The organism is Parafrankia discariae, from assembly GCF_000373365.1.
In the GTDB taxonomy this organism is placed as follows: domain Bacteria; phylum Actinomycetota; class Actinomycetes; order Frankiales; family Frankiaceae; genus Parafrankia; species Parafrankia discariae.
Genome location: NZ_KB891231.1, coordinates 1 through 26,051 on the forward strand (window position 1 = coordinate 1; position 26,051 = coordinate 26,051).

Here is a 26,051-nt window from a genome sequence, read left to right on the forward strand (position 1 = left end):
GCGCGGAAACGATCTACCTCTACGCCGACAAGGGCTACGTCGGCGGCGAGAGCGATCTGCTCCTCGTGCCCCGTAAGAAGCCCGCGAACGGCGAACTTTCCGACGGCCTCAAGGAGAGCAACCGCGTCCTCGCGGCCACCCGCGCACCCGGCGAACGCGGCTTCGCGGTCCTGAAGAACTGGCGCGTGCTCAGCCGTTTCCGCGGCTGCCCACGCCGGGTCGGCGAGTTCACCCAGGCCGTCTTCGTCCTGGAACAGGAGGGAATCTAGAAAAACAAACTTTGAAAATGCTCATTCATCGAATTCGATCTCAAGCGTTTTCGGTTCACCGACAGCCTCGACGAACTGGCCGACCTGGACTCCCGACCCAACCTGTTGAAGCTCAGCCCTACCGAGTTCGAACACCTCGTCAAGGAGCTGTTCGTGGCCATGGGAACCGAAGCCTGGCGGACGGTGCCGTCCAAGGATGGCGGGGTCGATGCCGTTGCGACTCAGAAGAATCTTGTGTTCGGAGGCGTCTGCCTGATTCAGGCGAAGCGCTGGACCGGGCTCGTCGGCCTCGACGCCGTCCACGCCCTGACCGGCGTCATGACCGACCACAACGCCACCACGGGCGTTCTGGTCACGACGTCCTGGTTCAGCCGCACCAGCGAGCAGTTCGCCCAACGCAATCGAATTACCCTTATCAACGGAGCCGAACTCAAACACCTGATAAAGGAACACCTTGGTCGCGACGTCATCCCTGGAACCAACCCGCCACGGCGGCTGCGGGCGTCCAAAAACATCCAGACCGGAAAGCCTGGGCCGGCAGCCAACTGAGGCGTCGGAGGCATCATCGACGGGCGGACGCCTTGAACCGTCCCGTTGATTCAGGACAGCGACTATCGGGCCGATCCGCGCGGTGGACAGCCGTCTGGTGCGGGTCGACCAACGGAGGTGTTCCGAGTTCGTCGTCGCGTTCGGCTGGCGCCGGCTCGGGCAGAATAGAGGCATGACGTCTGCGATGGAGCTGCACGGAGCTCCTCATGTGGAGCGATACCTCGAGACCGACGGGCGCGACGGGTACCACTGGCGCAACGGCACGACGGTCCTGCTGCTGTTCACCAAGGGGCGCAGGTCCGGTCAGCCGCGCACCAACGCGCTGATCTTCCAGCCCTGGAAGGACGCGTACCTCGTCGTCGCCTCGAAGGGCGGCACCCCGGAGCCGCCGGCGTGGTTCCTCAATCTTGAGGCCGACCCCGAGGTCGAGGTCCAGATCGAAGGCGACCGCTTCGCCGCCCGCGCTCGCGTGGCCACCGCGGAGGAGAAGCCGGCGATGTGGGCGAAGATGGTCGAGGCCTGGCCCGACTACGACGACTACCAGGCCAAAACCGCACGGACGATCCCCGTGGTCGTGCTCGAACGAGCCTGAGAACCCGAAGCCACCGAAAACCCACGACCGAGAAAACCCGCGACTGAGGACACGGGCGACCGCCAAAAGGTCCGTGTTCTCAGTCGGTCCGTTCCTGGGGCCGGTAGTCCTGGACAGCGCGATCGACGTACGCCAGCAGCTCCGGAGTCAGCCGGTGCAGCGCCCGGCGGTCGTACCAGCGGACGATCAGGGTGCCCGCGGCGAGCCAGCAGAACAGGCCGATCACGGCCGCCACGAGGCCACGGGTCAGGCCCGCGTCAGCCTGGGCGCCGAAGTACAGGATGGCCCGGTCGCCGGCGAGGATCTGCCGCAGCGGCTCGGCCTCGCTGAGCAGACGGAAGAAGCCGGGTAGTGCCTCGATGGGCACGGTCCCGCCGGCCGAGGCCAGGCCGGCGTAGACGAACAGCAGGATGGCGACCAGCTGCCCGGGGGTGCCGAGCACCGCGAAGAGCACGATCGTCCCGGTGGCGACGCTGGCCGCGCACAGCCACGCGTACAACCACAGCAGCAGCGGATGCGGGGCGTCCATGCCCACCGCGCCGGCCGCGACCGCCAGCATCACGCCGGTCACCACCGCGGTCAGCACCGCCGCCATCGCCCATTTGATCAGCAGGGTCCGCCAGCGGCTGATCGCCTTCGGCTGGAGCTGGGTCCACCGGGGGCCGACCTCGGAGGCGCCGTAGCCGAGCGCCGCGTCCACCGTGGCGTGCAGGATGGTCCCGGCCAGAAACCCGCACATGAGGGTCAGCAGGGCCAGGTAGAAGGCGCTCAGGCCAAGCGCGCTCTTCGCGGGCGGCGGGTGGAACTGGCTGGTCGTGACCGTCACCGGGTTCGCCAGGAACGCCGTCGTCGCGGCCTCGTGGGTCCCCGTGCCGGCTGCCGCCGTGAGCTGCCCGCTGACCGTCCGCGAGGCGGCGGCGACAGCGGGCTGCAGGATGCCGGTGGCCAGGCTCACCCCCAGGGTGCCGGCCCGTGGGTTGGTCAGCAGCTGGATCGCCCCGCCGCCCGTCGTCCCGCCTGTCGGCGGATCAGTCGCCGGCGGACCGGCCGTCGGCAGACCGGCCTGCGTCAGGAGCGAGGCGGTGAAGCCGGACGGGATCACGACTGTCGCGTACGCGCGCCCGCGGCTCATGGCTCGTTCGGCCTCGGACCGGGTCACGGATTCCAGCCGTAACCGGTGGGACACCGCGGGGCTCGTCCGCAGGTCGGTCTCGATCCGCCCGCCGATGTCGAGGTGTTCCGTTCCCAGCGTGGCCCCGCGGTCGTCGTTCACCACCTCGACCGGCAGGTCGCGCACGTGAGCCAGCGGGTTCACCGCCGACGTGAGGTACAGCGCGGTCATCGACGCGACGACGGCCGAGGCCAGGACCAGCGGCAGCACCCACACCGCGCGTTCCCGCAGCAGGTCGCGCACGCGAACCGGAAAGTCATCCCGCGGTGTCCCGTTCTCCGGACCCACCAGACCTCCTCGTCTCGCTCAGCCGCTCAGCCGCTCAGCCACTCAGTCAGGCAGGTCAGGCCGTCACCGACTTGACGGCCGTCCTGATCAGGTCGGCCACCACGGTCGGATGGGAGAACATCACCAGGTGCGACGAGTCCACCTCGACCGTGTCGACCCCCGCGCGCTGGTAGCCGAAGCGCTCGACCTCGGGATTGATGGCGTGGTCCGACGTGGCGACGATGCCCCAGGCCGGCCTGGTCCGCCACGCCGCGGCGGGTGCCTTCTCGCCGAACACCGCGGCTGACAGTGGCCGCTGCGACACGGCGAGCACCGCGGTGACGGCCGGGTCGACGTCGTGGGCGAAGACCGCCCGAAACTCCTGGATATCGACCGAGAGGTCGACACCGCCCGGGAACGGGGTGGTGACCAGCGCCGAGCCCAGGTCGGAGTCGGGGAACCGCCCCTGGAGCTCGCCCAGGGCCTCGTCCTCCTCGAGGACGAAGCCGGCGAGATAGACCAGGGCCTTCACGTTCTCGGCGACACCGGCCACGGTGGCCACCGCGCAGCCGTACGAGTGGCCGACGAGGACGACGGGACCGTCGATCGCCGCGAGGACCGACCGGAGGTACTCGGCGTCGCCGACGAGCGAGCGGTTCGGGATCGCCGGTGCCACCACGGCGAGGCCGTCGGCGAGCAGCTCGGGAACCACCCGGGCGAAGCTGGACGCGTCGGCGAAGGCGCCGTGGACGAGAACGACAGTGGGCTGCGACATGCTTTTCCATCTCCCCTGCTCTGAACCGTGCGCCCCGAGTACACCAGGGCACACTTGACGATTTGTGTACGGTCTCCGTACCGGGGCGCCCATATCCTCGACGCCGGGTCGTCGGACGTGTTGGCGTTCGCGGCCCGTCGGCTGGCGGCGGAACGGGCCGCGGCCGCGACCCGCCGGTTCCGCCTCGCCGGCCCTGCTGAACCCGCCGGCTCTGAGCGGTTCCTGTCGTGCCGGGTGCACCGTTCCCGATGGTCCTGGTCGGGTTCCGTCCGGTTGGCGGGCGGAGTGTGGTCGGATGGCCGGTCGGGTCGGGTCGGGTCGGGACCGGACCCGGACCCGGGGAGTGGGCAGGTTCGTGCTCTTGCGGACGGTCGGGATGATCCTGGCCCTGTTCATGGATAGACGGGCGATCGCCCGACCGGGGCTGGCCGATGGCGCGTCCCAGGGGTCGGGACCGGGCAGATTCCGAACGCGCCGAAGCCCTGGCCGCCTTCTGGCCTGTTCGAGGTCGCTGCGGCTGTTCCCGAGCATGGTGGCACCATGACCGTCATGCGTCTGGGCGCCGCCGATCATCTCGGCTGGGCTGTGGCTGTCACGGCCACGGCGGACCATCAGGTCGTGGATCGTCGGCGGATCGAGTTGATCGAACCAGGCATGCCGGTGGCGCCGATCCACCATGCTGGCGGTCCTCACCAGCTCCACCGGTCGGGGGAGCCACTCAGCGACACCGAACTCGCGGGCCTGGTGGCCGATGTCCGCGCCTCGGTGGTCCGGGCCGCTTCGGCGGCCTTGGAGGAGCTGGCCGCGGCGTTGCCCGCACCGATCATCTCGCTCTCGCTGCGGACCTGGCCGGCTACCTTCCCGGTCGACATCGCTGTGCAACGACGCGTCCCGTACGAGAGCCGTGCCGACGCCATCATGTACCGGCAGGTGCTGGCCGACGTGGCGCGGAACCGCGGCTGGACGATCCATCTCTACGACCCGAGAACCGTTGAGGCTGAAGCGGTCCGCCTACTGGGTGAGCGCACGGATGAGGTGCTGCGCGGACCACGGGCAACGCTGGGGCCGCCCTGGGCAAAGGATCATCGGGTCGCCCTCGCGGCGATCGTGACCGCGTGATCTCACCTCTGGTCTGAGGCACCGTCGGCTTCTGGAGGTGCCAGCGGAGCCTGCCGCGGAGGGCCGCTGGCGGTGTGCCCAGCGGTTACCTGCGCATGCTGGCGAATCACAACGTTGCAGTTCAGAGGCCTAATGGTGGGTCGGAGCCTGCCGCTGGCGCGTGGCTGCGGGCCGGATGGGGGGAGCCGGCTGCACGGGTCCGCTGTGCGCGGCTGACTGCCCAGCGATCTCCGCTGGGCAGGACGTGGTAGATCGTGCTGGCTTTTCGCTGGGCACGATGTGGTGCGCCTGGGCGCGTGTCGAGTTGCGATCTTTCTGTGGGATTCGCTGCTGTCGCGGTACCGACGGTCTGATTGATCCCGACGCCGGAGACCACGTCGCCGGTGTCGCCACCGGTCCGACAGTTGGCGTTGCTCGCGCTCTCCGAACTCACCGAGCCCGGCCCTGATGTGGCGCGGGGGCCACGCACCGTGACAGTCTTTGGCGCGTAGGCGGTTCCTGGCAGTGCGACGGCCAGCGCGGCACCCAGGACGAGCACCGCGAACAACAGATCCCCAGAGATCTTCTCGCCATTTCCTTCCTTCTTTCCGGATAGATGGAACTTCCTGCGAACCGTGATCCGACGAGCGCACGAGCGCACGAGCGCCAGTTTCCGCAGTATTCGGCGGCACATTTATTGCACAGCGAAAAGAGCGAACAAAACCTCTTGGCCCGACGGCCGGGTGCCGACCGACTGACCGCTCGGCCGGCCCTGACGCGGTCGAGTACGCCCAGCGGCACCGGAGGCGCACCGCCCACCCAAAGGATCACCCCGGAGCGTGCGACTGCTTCACCGACCTCTCACGCTCCCCACAGCGGGGGGACTCCTCGGCGACAGAAACATAAGCCAGTCCGTGTTGTGGATGCGCGGCTTCGTCATGATTTCTCCGCATCCGCGGAGATGGACCACTCGCGACGGCACGGGCCGGTCAGATCTCGAGCGGAGCCCGCGCGAACCTCGCGCGGAAAGTAGTTGACCAGCAACTACACGAAGCCGCGCACCCAGGATCGGGACACGTCAGACAAAGCTTCCCATGCGGTCAAATCGTCCAAAGGCGGCGGTCGCTACCGTTGACTGCGCCTGCCACGGAGAGAGTCCGGTTGTCGAGTCGGCACGGAAATCGCCCGACTCGACCAATCGACTTCGAGCCTCCACACCCACGGCGAAGACAGGCCCGCCCGCCCCTCTGAACGTCGCACGGAGCGGGTCGCTACCATCCTGACCTGCAACATCGTCTAGATGAGCTAGAGAAATGAACGACCGGCGATTGGAGGCAGGCTCATGCGCCGAATCGGTGCCCTCCGCCGTTCTCGTCTATCCATCGTGGGGGTACGGGTGCGCTTAGGTAGCACGACAGGGTTACTTGGTGTGGCTGCCGCGGTTCTCGTCGCGGCGGTCACGGGTTGTTCCTCGACACCGGGGGTCACGAACGCCGCGGTGTGTGACAGCCCTGGCGTCACCTCCAACGAGGTGAACCTCGGCCTGGTGTACTCCGATTCGGGCGTGGGCAGCGCCGCCTTCTCCTCGGCCCGAGCCGGCGCGGACGCCCGGTTCGGCCTGGCCAACGAGGAGGGCGGGGTACACGGCCGGAAGATCGTCTACCAGTGGCGCGACGACGCGAACGACCCCGCCCAGAACGCCCGCGTCGCCCAGGAGCTCGTCCGGGGCGGCGGTACCTTCGGCCTCGTGACGGTCACCACCGCCTTCGGTGGCGCACCGGCGGAGCTGGCGAAGCAGAATGTCCCCGTCATCGGGTTCGCTCTGCCGACCTGGGGCCAGTACCAGAACATGTTCTCCAACATGTACCAGGCCTCACCGGTGACGATCGGCCGCTACCTTCAGAACAGCGGCGGCAGCAAGATCGGCATCGTGATCACGGGGTCGTCGGCGTCCACGTTGGACATCATCAAGACGTACAAGAGCGCCTTCGAGTCGGTCGGGCTCACCGTCGCCGACACCATCTCCTACGCGCACAGCGCTGACAGCCCGGCCCGCGTGGCGCAGGAGCTGGCGGCCACGGGGGTCAACGCGCTGGTCGCTTTCACGACCACCGAGGATCTCGCCGAGATCATGGGCGCCGTACGCGCGGCGAAGCTGAACCTCGCCACCACCGTCTCGTTCACCGGGTACGACCGGGGCGTGCTGCCCACCCTGGGCCCGGCACTCGCGGGCGTCTCGGTCCCCGTGTACTTCCGCCCCTTCGAGGCCGGCGGCGCCGCCATCGACCGGTACCGCACCGCGATGGTCCGCTACGCGCCGGAAGCCACCCAGCCGGACCAGCAGTTCGCGATGGAGGCGTACATCTACGCCGACATGTTCGTGCGCGGGCTCGAGCTCGCCGGCGACTGCCCCACCCGCGAAGGGTTCATCAGCGCGCTGCAGTCGGTGGCCGACTATGACGCCGGCGGCCTGATCGAACCGGTCAACCTGGCCACGAACCGGACCGGGGCGCTCGACTGCTACGCCTTCGTCCAGGTCAACCCCACGGGCACCGGGTTCCAGGTCGCCCGCCCACGCCTCTGCGCCAACGGCACGGCCGGCTGACGGACACGACCGGCTGACGGGATGACCTCCCGGCGGGTTGGCGGTGCCCGCCGGTCACTCCGTTCTGGACGCGACGCCCTCGTAGGCGAAACCGAAGAACTCGGGCCCGATCATCCGGTAGGTCCCGATGGTGTCGAGGGTGAGCCCGGCGTTCTCGATCAGCCTGTCGATCGGCCGGTTCAGGTGGCAGCCGCCGAGGCACCGCCCCCAGAGGGGAGTGAGGCGGTCCTGCCACCGGGCGACACCGGGTCGCGATGAACGGCCGTGTTCGACGAAGCGCAGCGTCCCGCCGGGGCGCAGCACCCGGCGCATCTCACCGAGCGCGCGTTCGACGTCCGGGATGGTGCACAGCGTCCAGGTGACCAGTACGTGGTCGACCGACGTGTCCGGGAGGGGAAGCCGCTGACCGTCCTCGCCGACGAACTCGACCGGGACGGCGGTGGCGGCGAGGCGGTCGCCGGCCAGCCGGCGGCCCACCGCCGCGGGCTCCACGGCGAGCAGCCGGGTGACCTCCGGTGGGAGGTGCGGCAGGTTCCGCCCGGAGCCGAACCCGACCTCCAGGACCTCGCCGGTCAGCCCGGCGGCGACCCGGGCGCGGGTGGTCTCCATGGGCCTGCCGAGGACGAGGTCGATGAACCGCGGAAGCACCTGATCGTCGTAGAAGCCCATCGGCTCTCCCTGTGGCGACATGGGTGTCCGGCCCCGTCCCGGCATCGGTACCGGCCGCGGCCTGACCGTCAAGGCATGTGTTCCCGCGCCGACGGTAACTGAGCGGGCGACGCCGGGCCCGGGGTCGGCTTCCCGCCGGGTCGGGGGGCGCCCGCCGATCTCCCGGGTCGCGCAGCAGCCAGCCGGCGTCGCTGAGGGTGGCCAGCATCGCGTGGGCGGTCGCCTTGTTCAGCTCCAACCGCCGCGCCAGCTCCGACAGCCCGAAAGGCCGGCCGGGATGTCGGCTCAGGAAGGTGATGAGCGCGACCGTCCGGTCGACCCCCGGGGCGGGCCGTGGCATCAGACGGGTCCGCGCTGCCCGTGGGGACGGGGCCTCGACCGCGGCTTCGGGACGTCCACCTCGTACAGCGGATCCAGCTTCACGGCAGCCTCGTTTGTCATAGCAAACGGCTCGGTTGGTAAAATGACCACTCTAAGTGCCGCTCCGTCGATGTCAACGGGGTCGCCGAAGACACCTCGACCCGAACTCCAGCTCTGGCCCAGCTTGTTGACACCGCCACCGCCAGGTCGTTACGTTGCTGAAAGCAAGACGGTTGTTCCCGGTACGGAACAATGCGGTGGTCTCGGCGCTTCAGGCATCCGGGCCGCGCAACGGTGAATGCGAGGTCGTGATGCCGTCGCCTGATCCAGACCCGTTTCTTCGGGGCAGACCTTTCGCCGGTACGCCGGAGGTCCCCCATCCCCGCGCGGTTACCGTGGGCGCGCCGCGCCGGCCGTCCGGGGTGACGGCACCGGCGGCACTTACCAGCAAAGGAGCGGTCTGATGGACGGCGACACCGACCGGAACGGCACGGAGGAGAGGCCTCGGCAGTTCTTCTTCGACGTCAACGAGATCCCGGGCCGTACCAACGTGGATATCATGGGGGATTCCGAGGAGACCCGGCAGTATCTGGAGCTGTTCGGCCGCGACCTGGTCACGAGGGCAATTCTCCAGTCGCCGGAACTCTGCGTCTACCATGAGACCGCCGCGCCGGGCGAGAAGGTCAAGTCTCATCGGCACGGCACCCATCAGCTGAACTACGTCCTCCGCGGCGAGCTGATCTTCGGTGGACGGCGGGTGGGGGCCGGCATGGGCTTCTTCACGCCCGACCTTCTCTACGCCTGGCGGGCCGGTGACGAGGGCGCCGAGTGGATCGAGATCCACTCCGGCCAGCCCGGAATCTTCGTCGATCAGCGGTCGTCCTGACCGCCGGCCTGTCCCAATACCCTGGCGCCACCCACCCGACGAGAGAAGTCAGTCATGGCGGATTTATTCGAGGGCAGGGTCGCCCTCATCACCGGCGCCGGGTCAGGCATGGGCCGGGCGATCACCATCCGGCTGGCCGGGGAAGGTGCCTCGGTGCTCGCCCTCGACATCGACGAGGGCCGGCTGGCCGAGACGAAGGCACTCACCGCGGGCGCGGTGTCGGTCCGGCAGACCGACGTCAGCGACCCGGCGGCCTGCGTCGAGGCGGTGGCCGCGTGCGTCGACGAGTTCGGTCGGCTGGACGTCCTGGGTAACGTCGCCGGCATCTACCTGGCCGAGCACACCACGAAGGTGACTCTGGAGCAGTACCGACGGGTGATGGGCGTCAATCTCGACGCCTATTTCTTCCTGGCCCAGGCCGCCATTCCGCACCTGTTGGAGACCGGTGGCAACATCGTGAACATCGCCTCCAACGCCGGTATTCAGGGGCTCCCGTACTCCGCCGCCTACTGTATGAGCAAGGGTGGCGTCATCCAGCTCACCCGGGCGCTGGCCGTCGAGTTCCTCAAGACGCCGCTGCGCGTCAACGCCATCGCCCCGGCGGGCACCAACACGAACATCGCGTCGGCGATGACGTTCCCGGCCGGCATGGACCCCGACCTGGCCCGTCGCATGGCGGGCCTGCGCGGCCTGGCCGAGCCGGCCGAGGTCGCCGCGCTGTTCTCCTTCCTCGCCTCCGCTGAGGCCCGGTCGGTGACCGGCGCCGTCTACACCATGGACAACGGCCTCACCGTCAGCTGACCGCCTCCCCGCCGCGAGGTGTCACACGACGTGCGGGTCCCGCGCGACGACAATCTCTCCCGCGAAGCGCGGCGCCACCGCGGCCCGCCACATCTCATCGGTGATCTTCGGGTTGCCGGGGACCAGGTGGTACGGAACCAGGGTCCGGACACCCGCGGCGGTAGCCGCACCGCCGACCTGCTCGGGGTCACGGTGGTCGTTCGGCCGGACAGGCCAGCCGGACGACCCGGGCCAAGTCGTCCGAAGGCTTTCCCGGCTGCCGGCGGATAGCCTCGTCGCATGCTGCGGGCACGTTCTCGGGGAGACCTCGATGGCTGACTCTGACGACGTGCACCGGTTGGCGCTGGCCCTGCCGCGCGTGGTGGAGATCGAGAGCGAGGGCTTTGACTTCCGGGTGGAAGGCAAGGGCTTCGTCTGGTCCTATCCCGAGCGCACGCCGGGAAAGCCGCGCCTGCTCCGAACCGACATCGCGGTGCTGTTCGTCGGCGACGAGGCCGAAAAGCAGGCCCTCCTGCTCGGCGAGCCCGACGTCTTCTTCACCGTGCCGGGCCACAACGGCCTGCCCCTGGTGATGGTGCGCCTGGCGGCGGTGTCGGTCGAGCGCCTGGCGGAGCTCGTGACCGACGCCTGGCGGATGCGCGCCCCGGCCACGCCCGGCGGCGACCTCGACCAGCTGAGCGAGCAGGCGGCCCTGGGCTGACCTGACCTGACCTGTCGGCACGGCACCCACGCGCCGGCACCCGCGGGCGGCCGGCGCGCGGGCCAGAGAGGAACGCGCGGGTCAGGCGCCCACGCGGACCAGCGTGATCGAGGTGACCCCGGAGACGTACCGGCCGCCCTTGGCGTCGTCGGGCACGGTCAGCCGTGGGCCCTGCTCGGCCAGGGACGCGCCGTCCTCGGTGGAGGCGAGCAGCGCCTGGGTGCCACCGTAGCCGTCGACGAGCTCGGGCCAGGACAGGACCGCCTCGTAGCCGTCGCTGGCGCGCACGAGAACCGCGTAGCGGAGCAGGTCGTTCTTGACGTCGGCGCGGAAGGCCGGGCCGGCCGCGGTCAGGACGTCGATGAGCCTGGCCCCGGTGTAGGTGTGCGTCTGGGGCCCGGCACCGCTCTGGAAGGTCACCTGCTGGGTGGACTGCGGGTACCGGGCCAGGTCGGCGACGGTGAGGCGGGCCGGGTGGGCGACCTTGCCCTTCACGAAGAAGTAGGTCTTGGCCGGAACCGGCGGGTGGTGCCCCGCGGGCGGGCGCGCGGCGGTCTGGGTACTCGGGGTGGGCCCGGCGGCCTCGGCGGCCGTGCCCGGCAGAGACGCGACCGCGCCCGCGATCAGGAGCGCGGGGACGGCGAACAGGGCGGTGAACCGCGGGGTGCGGACCCGGCGGAGGGGATGCGGCGACATCTGCACGTTGGCCCTCGGCTTCGACAGTCTCTGGTTCACCGACGGCCATCTCACCTCGGTCGGCTCACGCACGCTGCGGGCCCGGCCGGCCCCGATCCCCCTCGCGGCGGCGGTCGCGGCCGTCACCAGCCGGATCAGGCTCGGGTTCAGCGCGCTGCACGTGGCGCAGTACGACCCGATCCGGCTCGCCGCGGATCTCGCCACGCTCCGGCCGGCGCCGGCCTACCGTGGCCGGTGGAGCTTCAGGACTCCTCCTGGCAACGCCGGAAGCCTTCCGGGCTGTAGCACGGCAGGTCGCCGTGATCCCTGATGGCGTTCTGCCCGCCGCCCCTCGTCAGATAGTCGAGGAAGCTCAACGTGAGCGAATCGGCGGGCGGCTCTCCGTAGGTGTACGCGTACTCGACCTCCGCGAACGGATAGACGCTTTTCCCGATCGCCTCGATCGACGGTTCCTGCCCGTCGATGCGCACGGTGTGCAGCCCTTGGACGGCCTCGGCGGTGCGCAGTTCGCTGTACCCGATCGCGCCCGGCAGCCCCGCCACGTTTCTCAGTACCCGTTCGGTGCTGTTGAGCTCGCACCGGACGACCTTGTCCTGCGGGGAATTCCTGTGCTCACAGTCCTGCGAGGTGAAGGCGGGTTCACCCATGCCGGCGAGAATGCGGCGCCGGAAGAGGTCACGGGTACCGGAGTTGGCATCGCGGCTCACCAGCAGGATCGGGAGGTCGGGGCCGCCGACCTGGCTCCAGTTGACGACGTCGCCGCGGTAGACGCCGCGTACCTGCTCGATCGTCAGGTTCCTGACCGAAACCTCGTCGTTCACCACCACGGCGAAGGCGGAAACGGCCACCCGCTCTCCCCGAAACCCCGGGCCGAGCTGCGAACGGATTCCATCATGGATGGCGATCATGGTGGGGGACTCCTTGCCGGACCCACCCGCCTCCATCAGCCGCTCTATGCCTTCGTTGCTGCCGCGCGCCTCCACGGTGATGTCCGAGCCGGGGCAGTCCGACTCGTATCTGCCGGCGATCTCCTGCACCACCGGCGCGAAGGCCGTCGACCCGTTGACGGTGAGCTGCCCCGTGGCGCAGCCGATGGGCGGAAGCGGATCGTCGCCCACGACGATGATGCTCGCCAGGAACATGACGCAGAGGGTGAGCACGATGGTGATCAGACGGGCGGGCCGGCTGAACAGGGGTGGCTTGTCGTCGACCGTCGTGCTCCGGTTGGGTTTCACCGCCCCTTCCTGAATCCCGCCGGCGACGCGGACGGCACAGCCGACGCTACCGCCGGTGAGGAGCACCAGCAGCTTGTAGTGCTCGCCCCGGTCGAGCGGGACACGCGGCAGATAGATCGTGTTGCCGCTGTGCCGCATCCCCCGAGAGGGCAGGAAGTGCTCCATGAGGTGGTCGGCGTTGGGCTGGGTGACGGTCACACCCCTGACGACACGGTCCGAGAAGACGGCCGTGAGACCGTGCAGGTCGCCACCGGTGTAATCGTTGACGGCGACGCTCTGTGCGCCGTCGTTCTCGACCCGCAGGAGGACCAGGCTGGCGTCCGACATGTCAGGGAGGTCGTTGAACAGACCTAGCCGAATGTTTTCCTGCCCCTGCCCGTCGTGGTTGTCACCGCCGATGGGCATGTCCATCTGCACGCGATAGCCGATGCGTCTGCGGCGCGGCACCCGGCGCTCGTACCAGACCACCGCGAAGGACGCCGCTATACCGAGCGCCGCGGTGAGCACGGCCACGATGTTCTCGGCGCTCAGCCAGCTCACGATTCCGCTCGCCCCCGAAAACCCACCGGCCCGACGTGTCGATTCGAATACCGTATGGGCCTCCACACGCACGGCGAGAGCCGCGGCCCACCAATCGCCTGATATTCGCCGCGAATTCATCCGGTGATACCGGCGCGACCGCCGATGGGCCGTGGTGCCGGCCGGGTCCGCCCCGGTGGCGGGCGAGCCCGTCCCGATCGCGGCGGTCCCGCTCGTCCGGCCGCCCCTTCGCCGCGACGATCACCGGTCGCCGCTCTAGAGTGACCGGGGTGGGCATCGGCCTCACTCTCCTGGACGGGGTGCACTGGAACGGCATCCCGGTGGTCGGCGACCGGCCGCGGGCGCTGCTGGCGGCACTGGCGGCGGAACACGGGCGCCCGGTGCGGGCCGAGCGGCTGGTGGAGCTGATCTGGCGCGGGGAGCCGCTGGCCAACGCGGCCAAGGGTCTTCAGGTGGTCGTCTCCCGGACGCGGGCGGTCTGTGGTGGCGGCGCGGTGGTCCGTGACGGCGCGGGCTACCGGCTCGACCTGCCCTCGGCCGAGGTCGACAGCTGCCTGCTCGGCTGGCTGGTCGCCGAGGCCGACAGCCACCTCACGACTGATCCGTCCGCCGCCGCCGAGCGGGCCCGGGAGGCGCTGGAACTCGGCGCGGCGCTGTCACCGGTGCCGGCGGGCGACGAGGGACCGCTCGCCGACCTGCGCCGGGCGGCCGGCCGTGACCTGGCGGCGGCCCGACTGCTGCTGGCCCGGGCGGCGAGCCGGACGGACCGGCACACCGAGGCGCTGGGGCCGCTGGAGGCGGCCCACGCGGAGCGGCCCGACGACGAGGGCCTGCTGGCCGACCTACTGCGCAGTGAGGCCGCTGTCCGCGGGCCGGGGGCGGCCCTGGAACGTTTCGAACGCTACCGGCGGGACCTGCGGGAACGGCTCGGGGTCAGCCCCGGGGAGCCGCTCACCCGGCTGCAGCGTGATCTGCTCGCCGCCGAGCATCCCGTCCGCGACGGCATCCGCTACGACGCCACTCCCCTGCTGGGCCGCCAGCGCGACGTCGAGCGGCTACGCGCGTTGCTGGACCGGTACCGGGTGGTGTCGATCGTCGGGCCGGGTGGTCTCGGCAAGACCCGGCTGGCGCACCTGCTCGCCCGGGAGAGCTCGCTGCCGGTGGTGCACGTCGTCCACCTGGTCGGGGTGACAGCGCCCGAGGATCTGCTCGGCGAGGTCGGCTCCGCGCTCGGCGTCCGCGACTCGATCGGTGAGCGCCGGGTGCTGTCCCCGGGCCAGCGCGCCGACCTGCGCACGCGCATCGCCGCGCAGCTCTCGAACGGGTCGAGCCTGCTACTGCTGGACAACTGCGAGCACCTCGTCGAGGAGGTCGCCGAGCTGGTCGCCTTCCTCGTCACCGCCACGGCGGACGCCCGGGTGCTCACCACGACCCGGGCGCCGTTGGCGATCAGCGCCGAGCGGGTCTACCTGCTCGGGGAGCTGGCCCGCGCCGACGCGATCGAGCTGTTCCGCCAGCGTGCCACCGCGGCCCGGCCCACCGTCCGGCTCGACCCCGAGGTGGTCGGCCGGATCGTCCACCGGCTCGACGGTCTTCCGCTGGCGATCGAGCTGGCGGCGGCCCGGGTCCGCGCGATGTCGGTGGAGGACGTCGACCGGCGGCTGGCGGACCGCTTCGCCCTGCTGCGCGGTGGCGACCGCGGCGCGCCGGACCGGCACCGCACGCTGCTCGCGGTGATCGACTGGTCGTGGAACCTGCTGGCCGAGCCGGAACGGCGCTCGCTGCGCCGGCTGGCGCTCTTCCCGGACGGGTTCACCCTCGACGCAGCGGAGGAGGTGCTCGACCCCGCGGACGAGCTCGGCCCCACCGGTCAGCTCGGTCCCACCGGTCAGCTCGGTCCCACCGCTGAGCTTCGCCCCGTCGGCGAGAGGGCCGGTCCGGAGCCCTTCGACCCGGTCGACGCCGTGCGGAACCTCGTCGACCAGTCGCTGCTGAGCGTGCGCGAGTCGGCCGGCGGGGTCCGTTACCGGATGTTGGAGACCGTCCGCGAGTTCGGCCGGCTGCGGCTGGCCGAGGCCGGCGAGCAGGCGTCGGCGCGACGGGCCCAACGGGCCTGGGCGGTCGGCTACGCCACCCGGCACGGCGCGGACCTGTGCGGAGAGCGGCAGTTCGCGGCGATCGACGCGATCGAGGCCGAGGAGGCGAACCTCGCCGACGAGCTGCGGGTCGCCCTGGTCGACGGCGGCACCGAGGCGGTCGTGCGGCTGGTGGCGGTGCTCGACCCGTTCTGGGAGATCCGTGGCGACCACACCCGGATGATGGCGCTGGCCGGGACGATCCTCGAAGCGCTGCAGGGCTGGACACCGTCACCCACGTCGGCGTCGGCGACCGTGGCCGCCGGGCTCGCCGTGGTGCGGACGACGGTCATCCTGACCGACGAGTACCCGGAGCGGATCCGCGAGCTGATGGCACGGCTCGACCCGGCGGACGCGGACCACTCGTGGCTGGCCGGTTCGGTGCGGGTGCTGCTCATCCTCGACCCGGTCCGGTCCGCGGACGTCGCGGCGCGACTCGAACTGCTCGCGGACCACCCCGACCGGCACACGCGCATGATCGCGCTGATGTGGCTGGCCCACCTGTGGGAGAACAGCGGAGACCCACGGGCGGCGGCGGTCGCCATCGAGAAGGCGCTGGCACTGGCCGGGCCACGGGACGGCCCGTGGATCACCGCCGCGCTGCGCACCCAGCTCGCCATGCTGTCGATGCAGCTCGGGGACCTCGCCGCCGCCCGGTCCGAAGCCCGGGCGGCGCTGCCCGTTTTGGAGCGGCTCGGCGCCCACGACGACGCCGCGCAGCTCAGGGTCCTGCTGGCGTTCGCCGCGATCAACGACGGCCGGCTCGACGCGGCCGAGGCGTACCTGGCCCAGGTGGTCCCGGACGGCAGGCCGCAGCTGGGCGGCAAGATGACAGCCGCCGCCCGGGCCGAGATCATGATCGCTCGCGGCGACACCGCCGCCGGCCTGCGCGGCTATGTGAACGCGGCGGAGGAGATGCGGGCCGTGCGGCTGCCGGGTGTCGCACCCACCGGCCTCGAGCCCTGGGTGCTCATGTGCGACGCGGCGGCGGTGTCCGCGTTCGCCCGGCACGCGAGCACCGCCGACGACCTCGCCACCGGTCATGACCTGTTCCGCGCCTGCCTCACCCGGTGCGTCGAGGCGTTCCGGCGCGGGCAGACCGGCGCCGACTACCCGGTGTACGGGGCGATGCTGTTCGCGCTCGGCGCCTGGGGCCTTCGGGAGAACGGGGCCGAGCCGGGGGCACCGGGGAACGGTCTGGTCGAGATGGCGCCGGAAGAGGCGGTCCGGCTGCTGGCGCTCGCCGAACGGTTCGCCTACCGCATGACGATCCCGTCGATGGAGTGGTCGCGGATCGAGCCGCTCGCCGAGCGCCGCGCGCCCGGCACGCTCGCGGCGGTCCGGGCGAGCGTCGCCGGCCGGCGCCCGGCGCAGGTGCTCGACGAGGCCCGCGTCCTCGTCGAGCACCTCGCCGAACACCTCGCCGAACACCTCGCCGAGGAGCATCTCGCCGAGGAGTACACGGCTAGAGGTGCCGCTTGTAGCTGAGGACGGACAGCGGCATGAAGATCACGATCACGCAGAGGCCGGCGAGCAGCGTCCAGCCGACCTGGGCGGTGATCACGCCGTTGTTGGCGAGGTCACGGGTCGCGGAGACCAGATGTGACACCGGATTGATTTTGGTGAAGGACTCCAGCCAGCCCGGCAGCGTGTCCGCCGGCACGAACGCGTTGGAGAGGAAGGTCAGCGGGAAGAGGATCATCATCGAGATCCCCTGCACGCTGCGGGCGCTGCGGGCCAGCGTGCCGATCCAGGTGAACGCCCACGCCAGCGCCCAGCCGGTGAAGACCGCGAGCACGACGGCGCCGACCACACCGGGCACACCGCCACCCGGCCGGTAGCCGAGAATCAGGCCCATCAGGTAGGTCAGCACCGCCGCGGTCAGATAGCGGATCAGGTCCGCCATCATCGGCCCGGCGAGCGGCGCGATCCGGGACATCGGCAGCGACCGGAACCGGTCGAAGACGCCCTTGTCCATGTCCTCCCGCATCTGCACGCCGGTGGCCATGCAGGTGGTGAGCACGGTCTGGGCGACGATGCCGGGGATCAGCAACGGCAGGTAGCTGTCGACGTCGCCGGAGATCGCGCCACCGAACACGTAGGCGAACATCGCGGTGAACAGCAACGGCTGCAGTGCCACGTCGAAGAACTGCTCCGGGTTGCGGCGCATCTTCTTCAGCGCCCGCCACGCCATCGCGAACGTCTGGGTGACGGTGTCCCCCAGGGTGGGGCGGGCCCGGGTCCGGGCGACGGCGGCGGCCGGGTCGACGGCCGGCGCCGATCGCGGTCGCGCGGCGGACGGTTCGGCTACGAGGGCGCTCATCGGGTCTTCTCCAGGAGGGGCTGGTCGGGGTTGGTCGTGTCCTGGCCGGGGACGGCACCAGCCGGACCGGCGGCGCCGGTGCCGTCTCCGGCCTCCTTGCCGTGGCTGGCGTCCGTGCCGTGACCGGTGAGGGCGAAGAAGACCTCGTCGAGGCTGGGCTTCGCCACGCTGACCGAGGTGATCGCGACGGCGGCCTCGCGCAGCGCGATCAGCACGTCGGCGGCCCGGTCCGCGACATCGAGCGGGACGTTCATCCGGCCCGACTCCGGGGTGGTGACCGGCTCCTCGCCGAGTACCCGGAACACCACCTCACGGGCGAGCGCCTGGTCGGCGCCGGGGGCGAGCTGAAGCTGCAAAGTCGAGTCACCGACCTGGGTCTTCAGCTCGTCCGGAGTGCCCTCCGCGACCTTGCGGCCCTGGTCGATCACGCAGACCCGATCGGCGAGCTGATCGGCCTCGTCCAGGTACTGGGTGGTGAGCAGGACGGTGCAGCCGTCCTGGACGAGGCCGCGGATGGTGTTCCACATCTGGCCGCGGGTGCGCGGGTCGAGTCCGGTCGTCGGCTCGTCGAGGAAGATCAGCGGTGGTCGGGTGATGAGGGAGGCGGCGAGGTCGAGGCGGCGGCGCATACCGCCGGAGAACTCCGAGATCTTCCGCTCGGCGGCGTCCTCCAGGCCGAACTGCTCCAGCAGCCGGCGCGCGGTGGCCCGGGCGTCCGCCGCCTTCAGGCCCTGGAGCCGGCCGAAGAGCCACAGGTTCTCGGTGGCGGAGAGATCCTCGTCCACCGAGGCGTACTGGCCGGTCACGCCGATGAGCTGGCGGACCCGGTGCGGCTGGGCGGCGACGTCCACGCCGAAGATCTCGGCCCGGCCGTCGTCGATCGACAGCAGTGTGGCCAGCATCTTCAGCATCGTCGTCTTGCCGGCGCCGTTCGGCCCGAGCACGCCGAAGATCTCGCCGTGCCGCACCTCGAGATCGATCCGGTCGACGGCGCGGAAGTCGCCGAATCTCTTGACCAGGCCGTCGGCCCGGACCGCGGGGGTGGCTGTCATGCGTCGTCCTTCCATGATGTTCAGTGGCCGGGGAGCTGGGGAGCTGGGGGCAACGCTAGACAGCGGCGGTATCACCGCCCCTACACACCGGTTTCACGGCCCTTCGGCCGCTCGGTCCAGGCGGTATCGTTCAGCCGCGGACGCCGTCCCGCGACGGCACGATCCGGCAACGGCACGGTCGAGTGACAGTGCGGTCGAGTAGCGGAGGGCCTGAGTCTTGCATCTGCATGTGGGGTGCGCGATGTGGACTCACCGGACCTGGCAGGGGCGTCTGCTGGCCCATCCGCTGCCGGCCCACGAGCGCCTGCGGCACTATGCCGCCTGGTGTAACGCGGTCGAGGGAAACACCACGTTCTACGCGACGCCGGCCCGGGAGACCGTCGCCGTCTGGGCCCGGCAGACCGACCCCGACTTCCGGTTCGTGGTCAAGCTACCGAAGGTCATCACACACGAACGCCACCTCACCGACGTCGACGAGGTGCTTCGTTCCTTCCTGAACGCGATGGAACCGCTCGGCCCGCGGGTTCATGCCCTGTGGATTCAGCTGCCCGGAGCATTCGGTCCGGCCGATGTCCCGTTGCTCGCCCGCTTTCTGCGCCGGCTTGACACGTCCCACCGGTACGCGGTGGAGGTCCGCCATCCGGCTTTCTTCACCGACCCGCGGGCGGCGCGCCTGCTCGAGGACGCACTCGCCACGGTGGGCGCCGAATGGATTCCGTTCGACACCACCGCGTTCTTCCGCAGCCCTCCCACCAGCGACGCCGAACGGGACGCCTGGGCGAAGAAGCCCCGGGTGCCGCTGCGCTCACTGGCGCTGACCGACCAGCCGATCGTCCGCTACCTCGGCCGGGACGACTCCGACCGGACGGTCGAGGGCTGGCGGCACTGGGTCGACACCACCGTCACCTGGCTGCGCGAAGGACGATCACCCACCGTCTTCATCCACACCCCGGACAACGCCGACGCTCCGCTGCTCGCCCGTCGCTTCCACGACGAGGTCCGGGCCCGCGTCCCCGGCCTCGCCGAGCTGCCGCGGCCGATACCAGCCGAGCCACTGACCCTCTTCTGACAGTGATCTTCTGACAGTGATGAGGACACCGGCTCGGTAACGGACCTCGCTCCGCACCAGAGCCGGGTACACGATGGACATCCGCTGATTCGGCGCATCCGCGAAGCGGGATCAGCTGGTTGGTGACACGGGTGATCCGGTCCTCCGCAGAGCCGAGATCGGGGCAGCCCGCAGGCGTGGGCCGAAGGGGAGGACCTCGGCGCCGGCGTAGAGGACATAGCCGGCGCGGAAACGATCGCCGATCTGGTTCGCGAGCCGGCGCAGTCCGCGGAAATCCTCGGCACGCACGGTCTCGGCGGCTTTGACCTCGATCCCGACGATCTCGCCGGACGCCCGTTCGAGGACGGCGTCGACCTCGTTGCCGTCACGGTCGCGATAGTGGGACAGGGTGACCGGCTCGTCGGCCCAGGTGAGCTGGCGGGCCAGTTCTCCGAGCACGAAGTTCTCGAGGAGCGGGCCGACGGGGGCCGTCGGATGCGATGCGCGCCGCGATGTCATTCCGGTCAGGTGCCCGGCGAGCCCGGAGTCGACGAGAATGAGTTTCGGGGTCGCGACCGCCCGGGTGGTGAGATTGCTGGACCAGGCGGGGATCCGCTGCACGAGGTAGACCAGTTCGAGTGCCTTGATGTGCCGGGCGACCGTCGACGCGGAGACATCCAGGTCATTGCTGAGCCGGCGCGGGACGACGAGGCCGCTCATGTTGGCGGCCAACGCCTGAACGAGCCTGCGTAGCTCGGACGTCCGCTCGATCTCGGCTATCTGGCGGATGTCGCGGGCGATCAGGTCCGAGATGTAGGACTCGAAGAACCGCGCCCGCCGTCGGGGATCGGTACGGCGGACAGCCTCGGGAAAACCGCCGCGCAGCGCCCGTCCGACGTAGTCGTCGCGCCGCGGCTCGCGCGACGCGGCCCCGGGACCAGCGCCGGGGCCGATGACGACTTCGGTGCCGGTGCCGGTGCCGGTGCCGGGGCCGACTTCGGTGCCGGGGCCGAAGTCGGCACCGGCGAACACGGCGTCGACGAAGCCGTCCGGCCCTCCGTCGATCTCACCCTGGGCGAGCGGCCACAGCTCGACGGTCTCCGACCGGCCAGGGAGAGTGTCGGGCACGTCCCTCGGGTGTCGGGAGGCGGCGCGCCGGATGACCAGGTCACCTCCGGCTCGGGCGACGCCCTGGGCGAAGCCGAGGCCGATCCCGGCGCTTCCGCCGCTGACCATCACGACGCGCCCCGCCAGGTCGAACTCGGTCGGTGTTGACAGGACGACGTCTGGCGAGGTCGACGCGCACGCCGGCGACTGACGGGACGGCCAGCGCGGCGGCGCCCCCGAGAAAGGGGAACGACGGCGGGATGTACCGATAGTCGAAACCCGCGACCATGGGCGGGAGCAACAGCGACAACAGCCCGAAGACGACGAAGAGCCCCAGCGGGGCGCGCGGGACGCCGGCCCGGGTCGGGAACAGCGTCCCGACCAGCCCGAGCACGCCGGCCAGGAGCAGCACGCCGAGCGTCGGGGCCGGCATCCGGACATGCCGCTGGTACCAGACCGCCCAGGACGCCGCCGGTTCGTGCGCCGTGGTGGCGAAGGGGCCCCGCTCGTAGGCGCGCAGATCCGCCGCGAACCCTGGGCGCCCCACCAGCGGGAATGTCGCCCCGCCGAACAGATAGCGCTCCGCGACTCCGTGGTTCGGATAGTCCTCGAGCCGGGATTCGAAGGTACGCCGGAAGTCGCGCCCGACGGTTCGGAGATAGTCGACCGGCTGCGCGAGGATGGCGTGAACCGCGAAATCCCGGGCGAGCCGCTCCTTGTCCCGGTCGAACGTGCCGCCGGGCAGGCGGTAGAGCGGCGTGTCCTGGTGCCAGATGTAGTCCGAGGAGGGCCGACGGGCGGCCACCGGCCCGTCGGGGCAGAGCACCAGCAGCTCAGAGCGCGGATTCATCTTCGCGCAGTCGGCGAAGGTGGCGGTGCGGGCGTAGAGGAAGATCCCGGTGCTGCCGGAGGTACCGAAGGTGCCGTGCTCGGCCAGGTGCCAGGTGCAGTACCCGGTGAGCGGGCACAGCAGTGCGGCCGAGAACACCGCGACCGTTCGCCATCCGGGCCGGCGCAGCAGAAGCCACACCGCGGCGGCGACCGCGAGCGGAAGGCCGATCGACCTGGTCACCGCGGCACCGGCCAGGCAGACGCCGGCGACGGCGGCGGCCCGCGGGCGTAACACCACCCGCCAGGAGAGGGCCGTCGCGGCACCCGTCAGGAGACCGGTGAAGAGGGTCTCCGACAGCACCATGTGTTCCAGCGCGATCTGGTAGCCGTCGAGGAGCTGCGGCGCGGCGGCGGCCGCGGCCGCCCACCCGGGAATCGAGAGGCGACGCGACAGGGCGTAGACGGCGACTCCGACGGCCAGGCCGATGAGGTGCTGGAGCACCACGACCAGCACGAAGCTGTGCAGCGGTCGCAGGACGAGCAGGAACAGGCTGTAGCCCGACGGCCTGATCACATAGGGCCCGGGCCGCAGCGCCAGGTGCACATACTCGAGACTGTCGTTGAACCACAGCGCGGGTCGATACCCAACCACGGCGATGGCCCTTATCGCCACACCCAGCGCCAACAGACAGCCGAACAATGCATGTGCGCGTAAGACCGCGAGGGCACGATGAAGCACGATCCGGACTTCTGGCGGAATCGCCCTGACTCCGCCTGTCGGGCTTGCTAAAGCCACCACCCTGGACACAGAGCAGAACGTACACCGCTCACACCGAGGAAATTTCTCCTCGAAACCCGTCCCACCTTCACCCTGAGCCCGTGACCTGCAAATTCAATCGGCGCCGCGGGCCGAGGCAAATCGGTTGACGGCGTGAGCCACAAATCACACTACCCGCAGTAGTCAGAACTCGGGTCGCGACCGCGGCGGCCACCCGGCGCCAAAATACCCCTGACGCCTAATCGTCTAGCCGTTTTTCGAATAATGATCACCTGCGTGACCTGCGAAAACGAGGCGCGTGCGGCACCGCTGCCCGGTCGGGCCGCCCTGGCGCGCGCCGGCGGTAAGCGGCGCGCGCCAGGTTACAGACAGTCAGGATGTCAGGCCGTCGTTGCCCCGTCGTCGCGGACCGGCCGTCGCCGCCGGAGCGCTACGGCTTGATCCACAGTTCCTCCGGCAACAGCGAGCCGAGGCCGTACTGGCTGACACCGCCGACGTTCCTGGCCGAGATGGTGCCGAGCGGCCCGCGGACGAAGAAGATCGCCGGGACCAGTTCGGTCAGCCGGGCCTGCACGCGGTCGTAGGCCTTCTTCCGTTCCGCCACGGAGGTCGCGGTCCGTCCCGCCAGCAGGCTCTCGTCCAGTTGGGGATCGTCGAGCATGGACAGGTTCGCCGACGAGTCGCCGAGGAAGGTCGTCGGCAGCCGGGGGTCGGGGTCCTGGAACACCGAGGAGGTGAGGACAGCGTCGTAGTCGTGTGACGTGCGCAGCGCCGAGAACTCGGCGACCTCGATGACCCGGATATGGAACTTCACGTTCTTGAACGCGCTCAGCTGGGCCTGGATGTTCTCGGCCATCTTCCGGTTCTCCGACGCCGGAGTGGTGGTGAACGAGAAGGAGACCGGCTTGCCCTCGGCGGCGAGCTCGTCGAAGAGTTTCTGGGCGGCCACCTTGTCCGTCCGCTGCAACGGCGTGGGCGAGTAGAAGGGTGATGAGTCGGTGAACAGCGTGGTGGCCATCCGCGCGCCGCCGTTCCAGACGGCGAGGTTCAGCGCGTCCATGTCCAGCGCCTTCGCGACCGCCTGGCGGGCACGCACGTCGTTGAACGGCGCGCGGCGGGTGTTCAGTGCCGCGAGGATGCCGCCGCTGGCCGGCAGGAAGTCGACGGGCAGCCCCGCCTCGTCGGCCTTGCCGAGGTTGATCCAGCTCGAGTCGACCGCGAGGTCGGCACCGCCGGTGAGCAGCGTGTTGTAGCGCTGGTTGCTGTCCTGCGCCGGGCGCAGGACGAGGGAGTCGAGATACGGCTTGGGCGCGTCCCAGTAGCGGGGGTTCTTGACCAGCCGCATGTTGTCCTGGCGGGCCCAGCTCTGCAGGGTGAACGGTCCGGCGCCGATCGGGTTCCGGTCGAAGGCCGGCCCGCCCTTCTCCAGGGCCGCCGGCGAGGCGATCCAGTTCAGCGTCGTGGTGATGACGGCCTCGGAGTACTTCGGCACGGGGGTGACGAGGGTGATCCGCAACGTGACGTCGTCGACCACCTCGGACGAGGCGATCATCGTCGCCTCAGCCCGGTTCGCCGAGCCGGTGGCCGGATCCTTGATCCGTTCCCAGTTGTACTTCACGGCCTGCGCGTTCAGCGGGGTGCCGTCGGAGAACACCAGCCCCGGACGCAGCTTCAGCTCGAAGGTTTTGCCGTTGTCGGTGCTTTTGAACGACTCCGCCATCGAGTAACGGATCCCGCCGGCCGCATCGTTGATCATCAATGTTCCGTACAGGGCGTTCCCGATGAGGGCTCCGCTGGCGTAGGCGTTGCCGACGACCGCCGGATCCAGCGTGCGCGGCTCGCTGAGCAGCAGGACCCGCGCTTCACCACCCGCCACCGGCTCGCCTGTCGCCCCCGCCGCGGAGGTGGCGGGATCGCCCCCGCCTCCCCCGCAGGCCCCCAGCAGAAGCCCCGTACAGCAGACGAGAGCGGTGACGAGTAATCGCGCGCGATGAATCATCTTCGACCCTTTCGTCGATGTTCGTGATCGGCGGAACCCGGCTGGATCACCGTGGTGAATGTGCCGCTGAAGCGACGCCGGCTCGACGGCCCCGGCCACCGCCCCCGCCTACCGGGCCTATCCGCCGGGTTCGGCCGTCAGGTCCGTCCGCCGGGCTCGCCCGTCCGCCCGCCCGCCCGTCCGCCCGGCGGCGTCACCGGCGTCATGCCTCGGCGCACGTGTGGTCGGGGGCGCGGTGGAATCGGCGGCCGGGATGGCCACTCGCCGGGTAAGTCGCCACGAGTTATATCTTCACCTATTTTTCGTCGACTCCGCAGCCGCTTCGGTTGCCAGCCGACCGTTCCCGCTCAACCCAGATCCGGCCGATCCAACTGCGTGATAGGCCTTGACCTGCGCTTTCATCGCAGCCGGTGGGATCCCGTCCGGGAGACGGCTCCGGTGCGGACGGGATCACGCCCCGGCCTCGCCGCCCGCCTCGCCGCCCGCGGCGACAGCGGCAGTCGTGGCGACGGTGGCGACGGCTGCGCTGCTGGTGGCGGTACAGGGCACAGCGCCACAGATGTCCTCCGATATCGATGCTGGCACCCAGTGCCGCTTTGGGCGTAAAGTGCCCAGCGCCAGCCGAACGGCGACGAAAGGACGACATGGAGCTCGGCGGAGTCGGGATCTGGAGCCTGCTGTTGCGCTTCGGGGATCCGGCCGAGGCCGCCGACGCCGCCGCCGAGCTCGACGACCTGGGATTCGCCGCGCTGTGGTTTCCCGACGCCGGTGGCCCGGCGTTCGACACCGCCGGACGGCTGCTCGCAGCGACCCGGCGCGCCGTTGTCGCCACCGGGGTGCTCAACCTGTGGCTGCACAGCCCGGAGGAGACCGCGGCGCGGGCCGCGGCGCTGACCGCGGAGCATGGCGAACGGTTCCTGCTGGGCATCGGCGTCAGCCACGCCGACGTGGTCGACGCCGGCGAACCGGGGCGCTACCAGCGGCCCCTGGCCGCGATGGGCGCCTTCCTCGATGCGCTCGACGCGGCGCGGCCGTCCGTGCCGTCGACCGGTCGGGTGCTGGCCGCGCTCGGCCCGAAGATGCTCGCGCTCGCGGCCAACCGGGCCCGTGGGATCCATCCCTACCTGGTCTCCCCGGAACACACCCGCCGGGCCCGCGAGGTGCTCGGCGCCGGCCCGCTCGTGCTGCCGGAACAGACGGTGATCCTCTGTGGGACGAGGCAGGAGGCCCGCTCGATCGGAGCCGACTGGCTGCGCCGGTACCTCACCCACCCGAACTACGCGAACAACCTGCTCCGGCTGGGCTTCTCGGCCGAGGACGTGGCCTCCGTCAGCGACCGGTTGTTCGACGCGGTGGTGGCCTGGGGCGACGAGGAGGCAATCATGAGCAGGGTCGACGAGCACCGCGCCGCGGGCGCCGACCATGTCGCTCTCCAGGTGCTCACCGAAGACGCGCGGGCCTTTCCCCGCGAGCAGTGGCGCCGGATAGCCGCCGCACTGTGATCGCACCGCCGGGAGACACCCCGGCATGCCATCATCACGGGCGGCGGCACGAGGGAGGAGCAG

22 protein-coding genes and 1 pseudogene are annotated in these 26,051 nt (G+C 70.4%); 12 read left to right on the forward strand and 11 right to left on the reverse strand.

Annotated features, from left to right (window positions below; translation table 11 throughout):
• The 3 genes from B056_RS0122605 to B056_RS0122615 all read left to right on the forward strand — a co-directional run.
• Positions 1-269, forward strand: a 269-nt coding sequence (locus tag B056_RS0122605) for a transposase family protein (RefSeq protein ID WP_018501759.1), incomplete at its 5' end; no start/stop codon positions are given.
• A gap of 105 nt (positions 270-374) precedes the next feature.
• The gene (locus B056_RS37595) at positions 375-818 is read left to right on the forward strand and encodes a restriction endonuclease (protein WP_018504136.1); all 444 of its coding nucleotides are present in this window, start codon (positions 375-377) and stop codon (positions 816-818) included.
• Positions 819-990: 172 nt separating this feature from the next.
• Complete coding sequence (locus B056_RS0122615; protein ID WP_026240022.1) at positions 991-1,410, forward strand: nitroreductase family deazaflavin-dependent oxidoreductase; 420 nt, start codon at positions 991-993, stop codon at positions 1,408-1,410.
• Positions 1,411-1,489: 79 nt separating this feature from the next.
• On the opposite strand, the gene B056_RS0122620 is transcribed toward B056_RS0122615, so the two are convergent.
• Together B056_RS0122620 and B056_RS0122625 are read right to left on the reverse strand one after the other, a co-directional pair.
• Positions 1,490-2,869: a YhgE/Pip domain-containing protein gene (locus tag B056_RS0122620; protein ID WP_026240023.1), complete on the reverse strand. Its 1,380-nt coding sequence runs from the start codon at positions 2,867-2,869 to the stop codon at positions 1,490-1,492.
• Positions 2,870-2,924: 55 nt separating this feature from the next.
• Positions 2,925-3,623, reverse strand: coding sequence for an alpha/beta fold hydrolase (locus B056_RS0122625; protein WP_018504139.1), 699 nt, complete (start codon positions 3,621-3,623; stop codon positions 2,925-2,927).
• 540 nt (positions 3,624-4,163) lie between these two features.
• Here B056_RS0122625 and B056_RS0122630 point away from each other — a divergent pair.
• Positions 4,164-4,742 carry a hypothetical protein gene (locus B056_RS0122630; RefSeq protein WP_020572642.1) on the forward strand — a complete coding sequence of 193 codons (579 nt, stop codon included), beginning with the start codon at positions 4,164-4,166 and terminating at the stop codon, positions 4,740-4,742.
• A gap of 1,408 nt (positions 4,743-6,150) precedes the next feature.
• Positions 6,151-7,326, forward strand: a complete 1,176-nt coding sequence (locus tag B056_RS0122635) for an ABC transporter substrate-binding protein (protein WP_018504141.1) — start codon at positions 6,151-6,153, stop codon at positions 7,324-7,326.
• A 54-nt stretch (positions 7,327-7,380) separates the two neighbouring features.
• Here B056_RS0122635 and B056_RS0122640 read toward each other — a convergent pair whose 3' ends face one another.
• A complete protein-coding gene (locus B056_RS0122640; RefSeq protein WP_018504142.1) occupies positions 7,381-7,995 on the reverse strand; it encodes a class I SAM-dependent methyltransferase in 615 nt (204 codons plus the stop codon).
• 208 nt (positions 7,996-8,203) lie between these two features.
• Positions 8,204-8,335 (reverse strand): annotated as a pseudogene (locus tag B056_RS44640) (helix-turn-helix domain-containing protein); the annotation flags it as partial.
• A gap of 483 nt (positions 8,336-8,818) precedes the next feature.
• On the opposite strand from B056_RS44640, the gene B056_RS0122645 reads away from it, so the two are divergent.
• The 3 genes from B056_RS0122645 (at position 8,819) to B056_RS0122655 (ending at position 10,742) form a co-directional block, all read left to right on the forward strand.
• Positions 8,819-9,241: a cupin domain-containing protein gene (locus tag B056_RS0122645; RefSeq protein WP_018504143.1), complete on the forward strand. Its 423-nt coding sequence runs from the start codon at positions 8,819-8,821 to the stop codon at positions 9,239-9,241.
• Positions 9,242-9,295: 54 nt separating this feature from the next.
• Positions 9,296-10,042 carry an SDR family NAD(P)-dependent oxidoreductase gene (locus B056_RS0122650; protein WP_020572643.1) on the forward strand — a complete coding sequence of 249 codons (747 nt, stop codon included), beginning with the start codon at positions 9,296-9,298 and terminating at the stop codon, positions 10,040-10,042.
• A 310-nt stretch (positions 10,043-10,352) separates the two neighbouring features.
• Positions 10,353-10,742 carry an MmcQ/YjbR family DNA-binding protein gene (locus B056_RS0122655; protein WP_026240025.1) on the forward strand — a complete coding sequence of 130 codons (390 nt, stop codon included), beginning with the start codon at positions 10,353-10,355 and terminating at the stop codon, positions 10,740-10,742.
• An 81-nt stretch (positions 10,743-10,823) separates the two neighbouring features.
• Here B056_RS0122655 and B056_RS40945 read toward each other — a convergent pair whose 3' ends face one another.
• Positions 10,824-11,618: a molybdopterin-dependent oxidoreductase gene (locus tag B056_RS40945; RefSeq protein WP_407672414.1), complete on the reverse strand. Its 795-nt coding sequence runs from the start codon at positions 11,616-11,618 to the stop codon at positions 10,824-10,826.
• Here B056_RS40945 and B056_RS46140 point away from each other — a divergent pair.
• Complete coding sequence (locus B056_RS46140; RefSeq protein WP_407672415.1) at positions 11,512-11,748, forward strand: LLM class flavin-dependent oxidoreductase; 237 nt, start codon at positions 11,512-11,514, stop codon at positions 11,746-11,748. The genes B056_RS40945 and B056_RS46140 overlap by 107 nt on opposite strands.
• Here B056_RS46140 and B056_RS0122665 read toward each other — a convergent pair.
• On the reverse strand, positions 11,681-13,213 hold the full coding sequence (locus tag B056_RS0122665) for a PstS family phosphate ABC transporter substrate-binding protein (protein ID WP_018504147.1): 1,533 nt from the start codon (positions 13,211-13,213) through the stop codon (positions 11,681-11,683). The genes B056_RS46140 and B056_RS0122665 overlap by 68 nt on opposite strands.
• Before the next feature lie 269 nt (positions 13,214-13,482).
• Between B056_RS0122665 and B056_RS37600 the strand changes: the two genes are divergently transcribed.
• Positions 13,483-16,836 carry an ATP-binding protein gene (locus B056_RS37600; RefSeq protein ID WP_020572644.1) on the forward strand — a complete coding sequence of 1,118 codons (3,354 nt, stop codon included), beginning with the start codon at positions 13,483-13,485 and terminating at the stop codon, positions 16,834-16,836.
• Here the strand turns inward: B056_RS37600 and B056_RS0122680 are convergent.
• Positions 16,814-17,671 carry an ABC transporter permease gene (locus B056_RS0122680; protein WP_018504150.1) on the reverse strand — a complete coding sequence of 286 codons (858 nt, stop codon included), beginning with the start codon at positions 17,669-17,671 and terminating at the stop codon, positions 16,814-16,816. The two genes, B056_RS37600 and B056_RS0122680, sit on opposite strands and share 23 nt — an antisense overlap.
• Positions 17,668-18,723 carry a daunorubicin resistance protein DrrA family ABC transporter ATP-binding protein gene (locus B056_RS0122685; RefSeq protein WP_018504151.1) on the reverse strand — a complete coding sequence of 352 codons (1,056 nt, stop codon included), beginning with the start codon at positions 18,721-18,723 and terminating at the stop codon, positions 17,668-17,670. Before B056_RS0122685 ends, B056_RS0122680 begins: the two co-directional genes overlap by 4 nt.
• Before the next feature lie 217 nt (positions 18,724-18,940).
• Between B056_RS0122685 and B056_RS0122690 the strand changes: the two genes are divergently transcribed.
• Complete coding sequence (locus tag B056_RS0122690) at positions 18,941-19,792, forward strand: DUF72 domain-containing protein (protein WP_026240026.1); 852 nt, start codon at positions 18,941-18,943, stop codon at positions 19,790-19,792.
• Positions 19,793-19,903: 111 nt separating this feature from the next.
• Here B056_RS0122690 and B056_RS37605 read toward each other — a convergent pair whose 3' ends face one another.
• The 3 genes from B056_RS37605 to B056_RS0122705 form a co-directional block, all read right to left on the reverse strand.
• Positions 19,904-20,899, reverse strand: a complete 996-nt coding sequence (locus B056_RS37605; RefSeq protein WP_230203128.1) for an ATP-binding protein — start codon at positions 20,897-20,899, stop codon at positions 19,904-19,906.
• Between the two features lie 40 nt (positions 20,900-20,939).
• Positions 20,940-22,361 (reverse strand): hypothetical protein, encoded by a 1,422-nt coding sequence (locus B056_RS0122700; RefSeq protein WP_154677187.1) that lies wholly within the window; start codon positions 22,359-22,361, stop codon positions 20,940-20,942.
• A gap of 556 nt (positions 22,362-22,917) precedes the next feature.
• Positions 22,918-24,486, reverse strand: coding sequence for an ABC transporter substrate-binding protein (locus B056_RS0122705; protein WP_076784754.1), 1,569 nt, complete (start codon positions 24,484-24,486; stop codon positions 22,918-22,920).
• 644 nt (positions 24,487-25,130) lie between these two features.
• Between B056_RS0122705 and B056_RS0122710 the strand changes: the two genes are divergently transcribed.
• Positions 25,131-25,988, forward strand: coding sequence for a TIGR03620 family F420-dependent LLM class oxidoreductase (locus B056_RS0122710; protein WP_018504156.1), 858 nt, complete (start codon positions 25,131-25,133; stop codon positions 25,986-25,988).
• Positions 25,989-26,051: the final 63 nt, after the last annotated feature.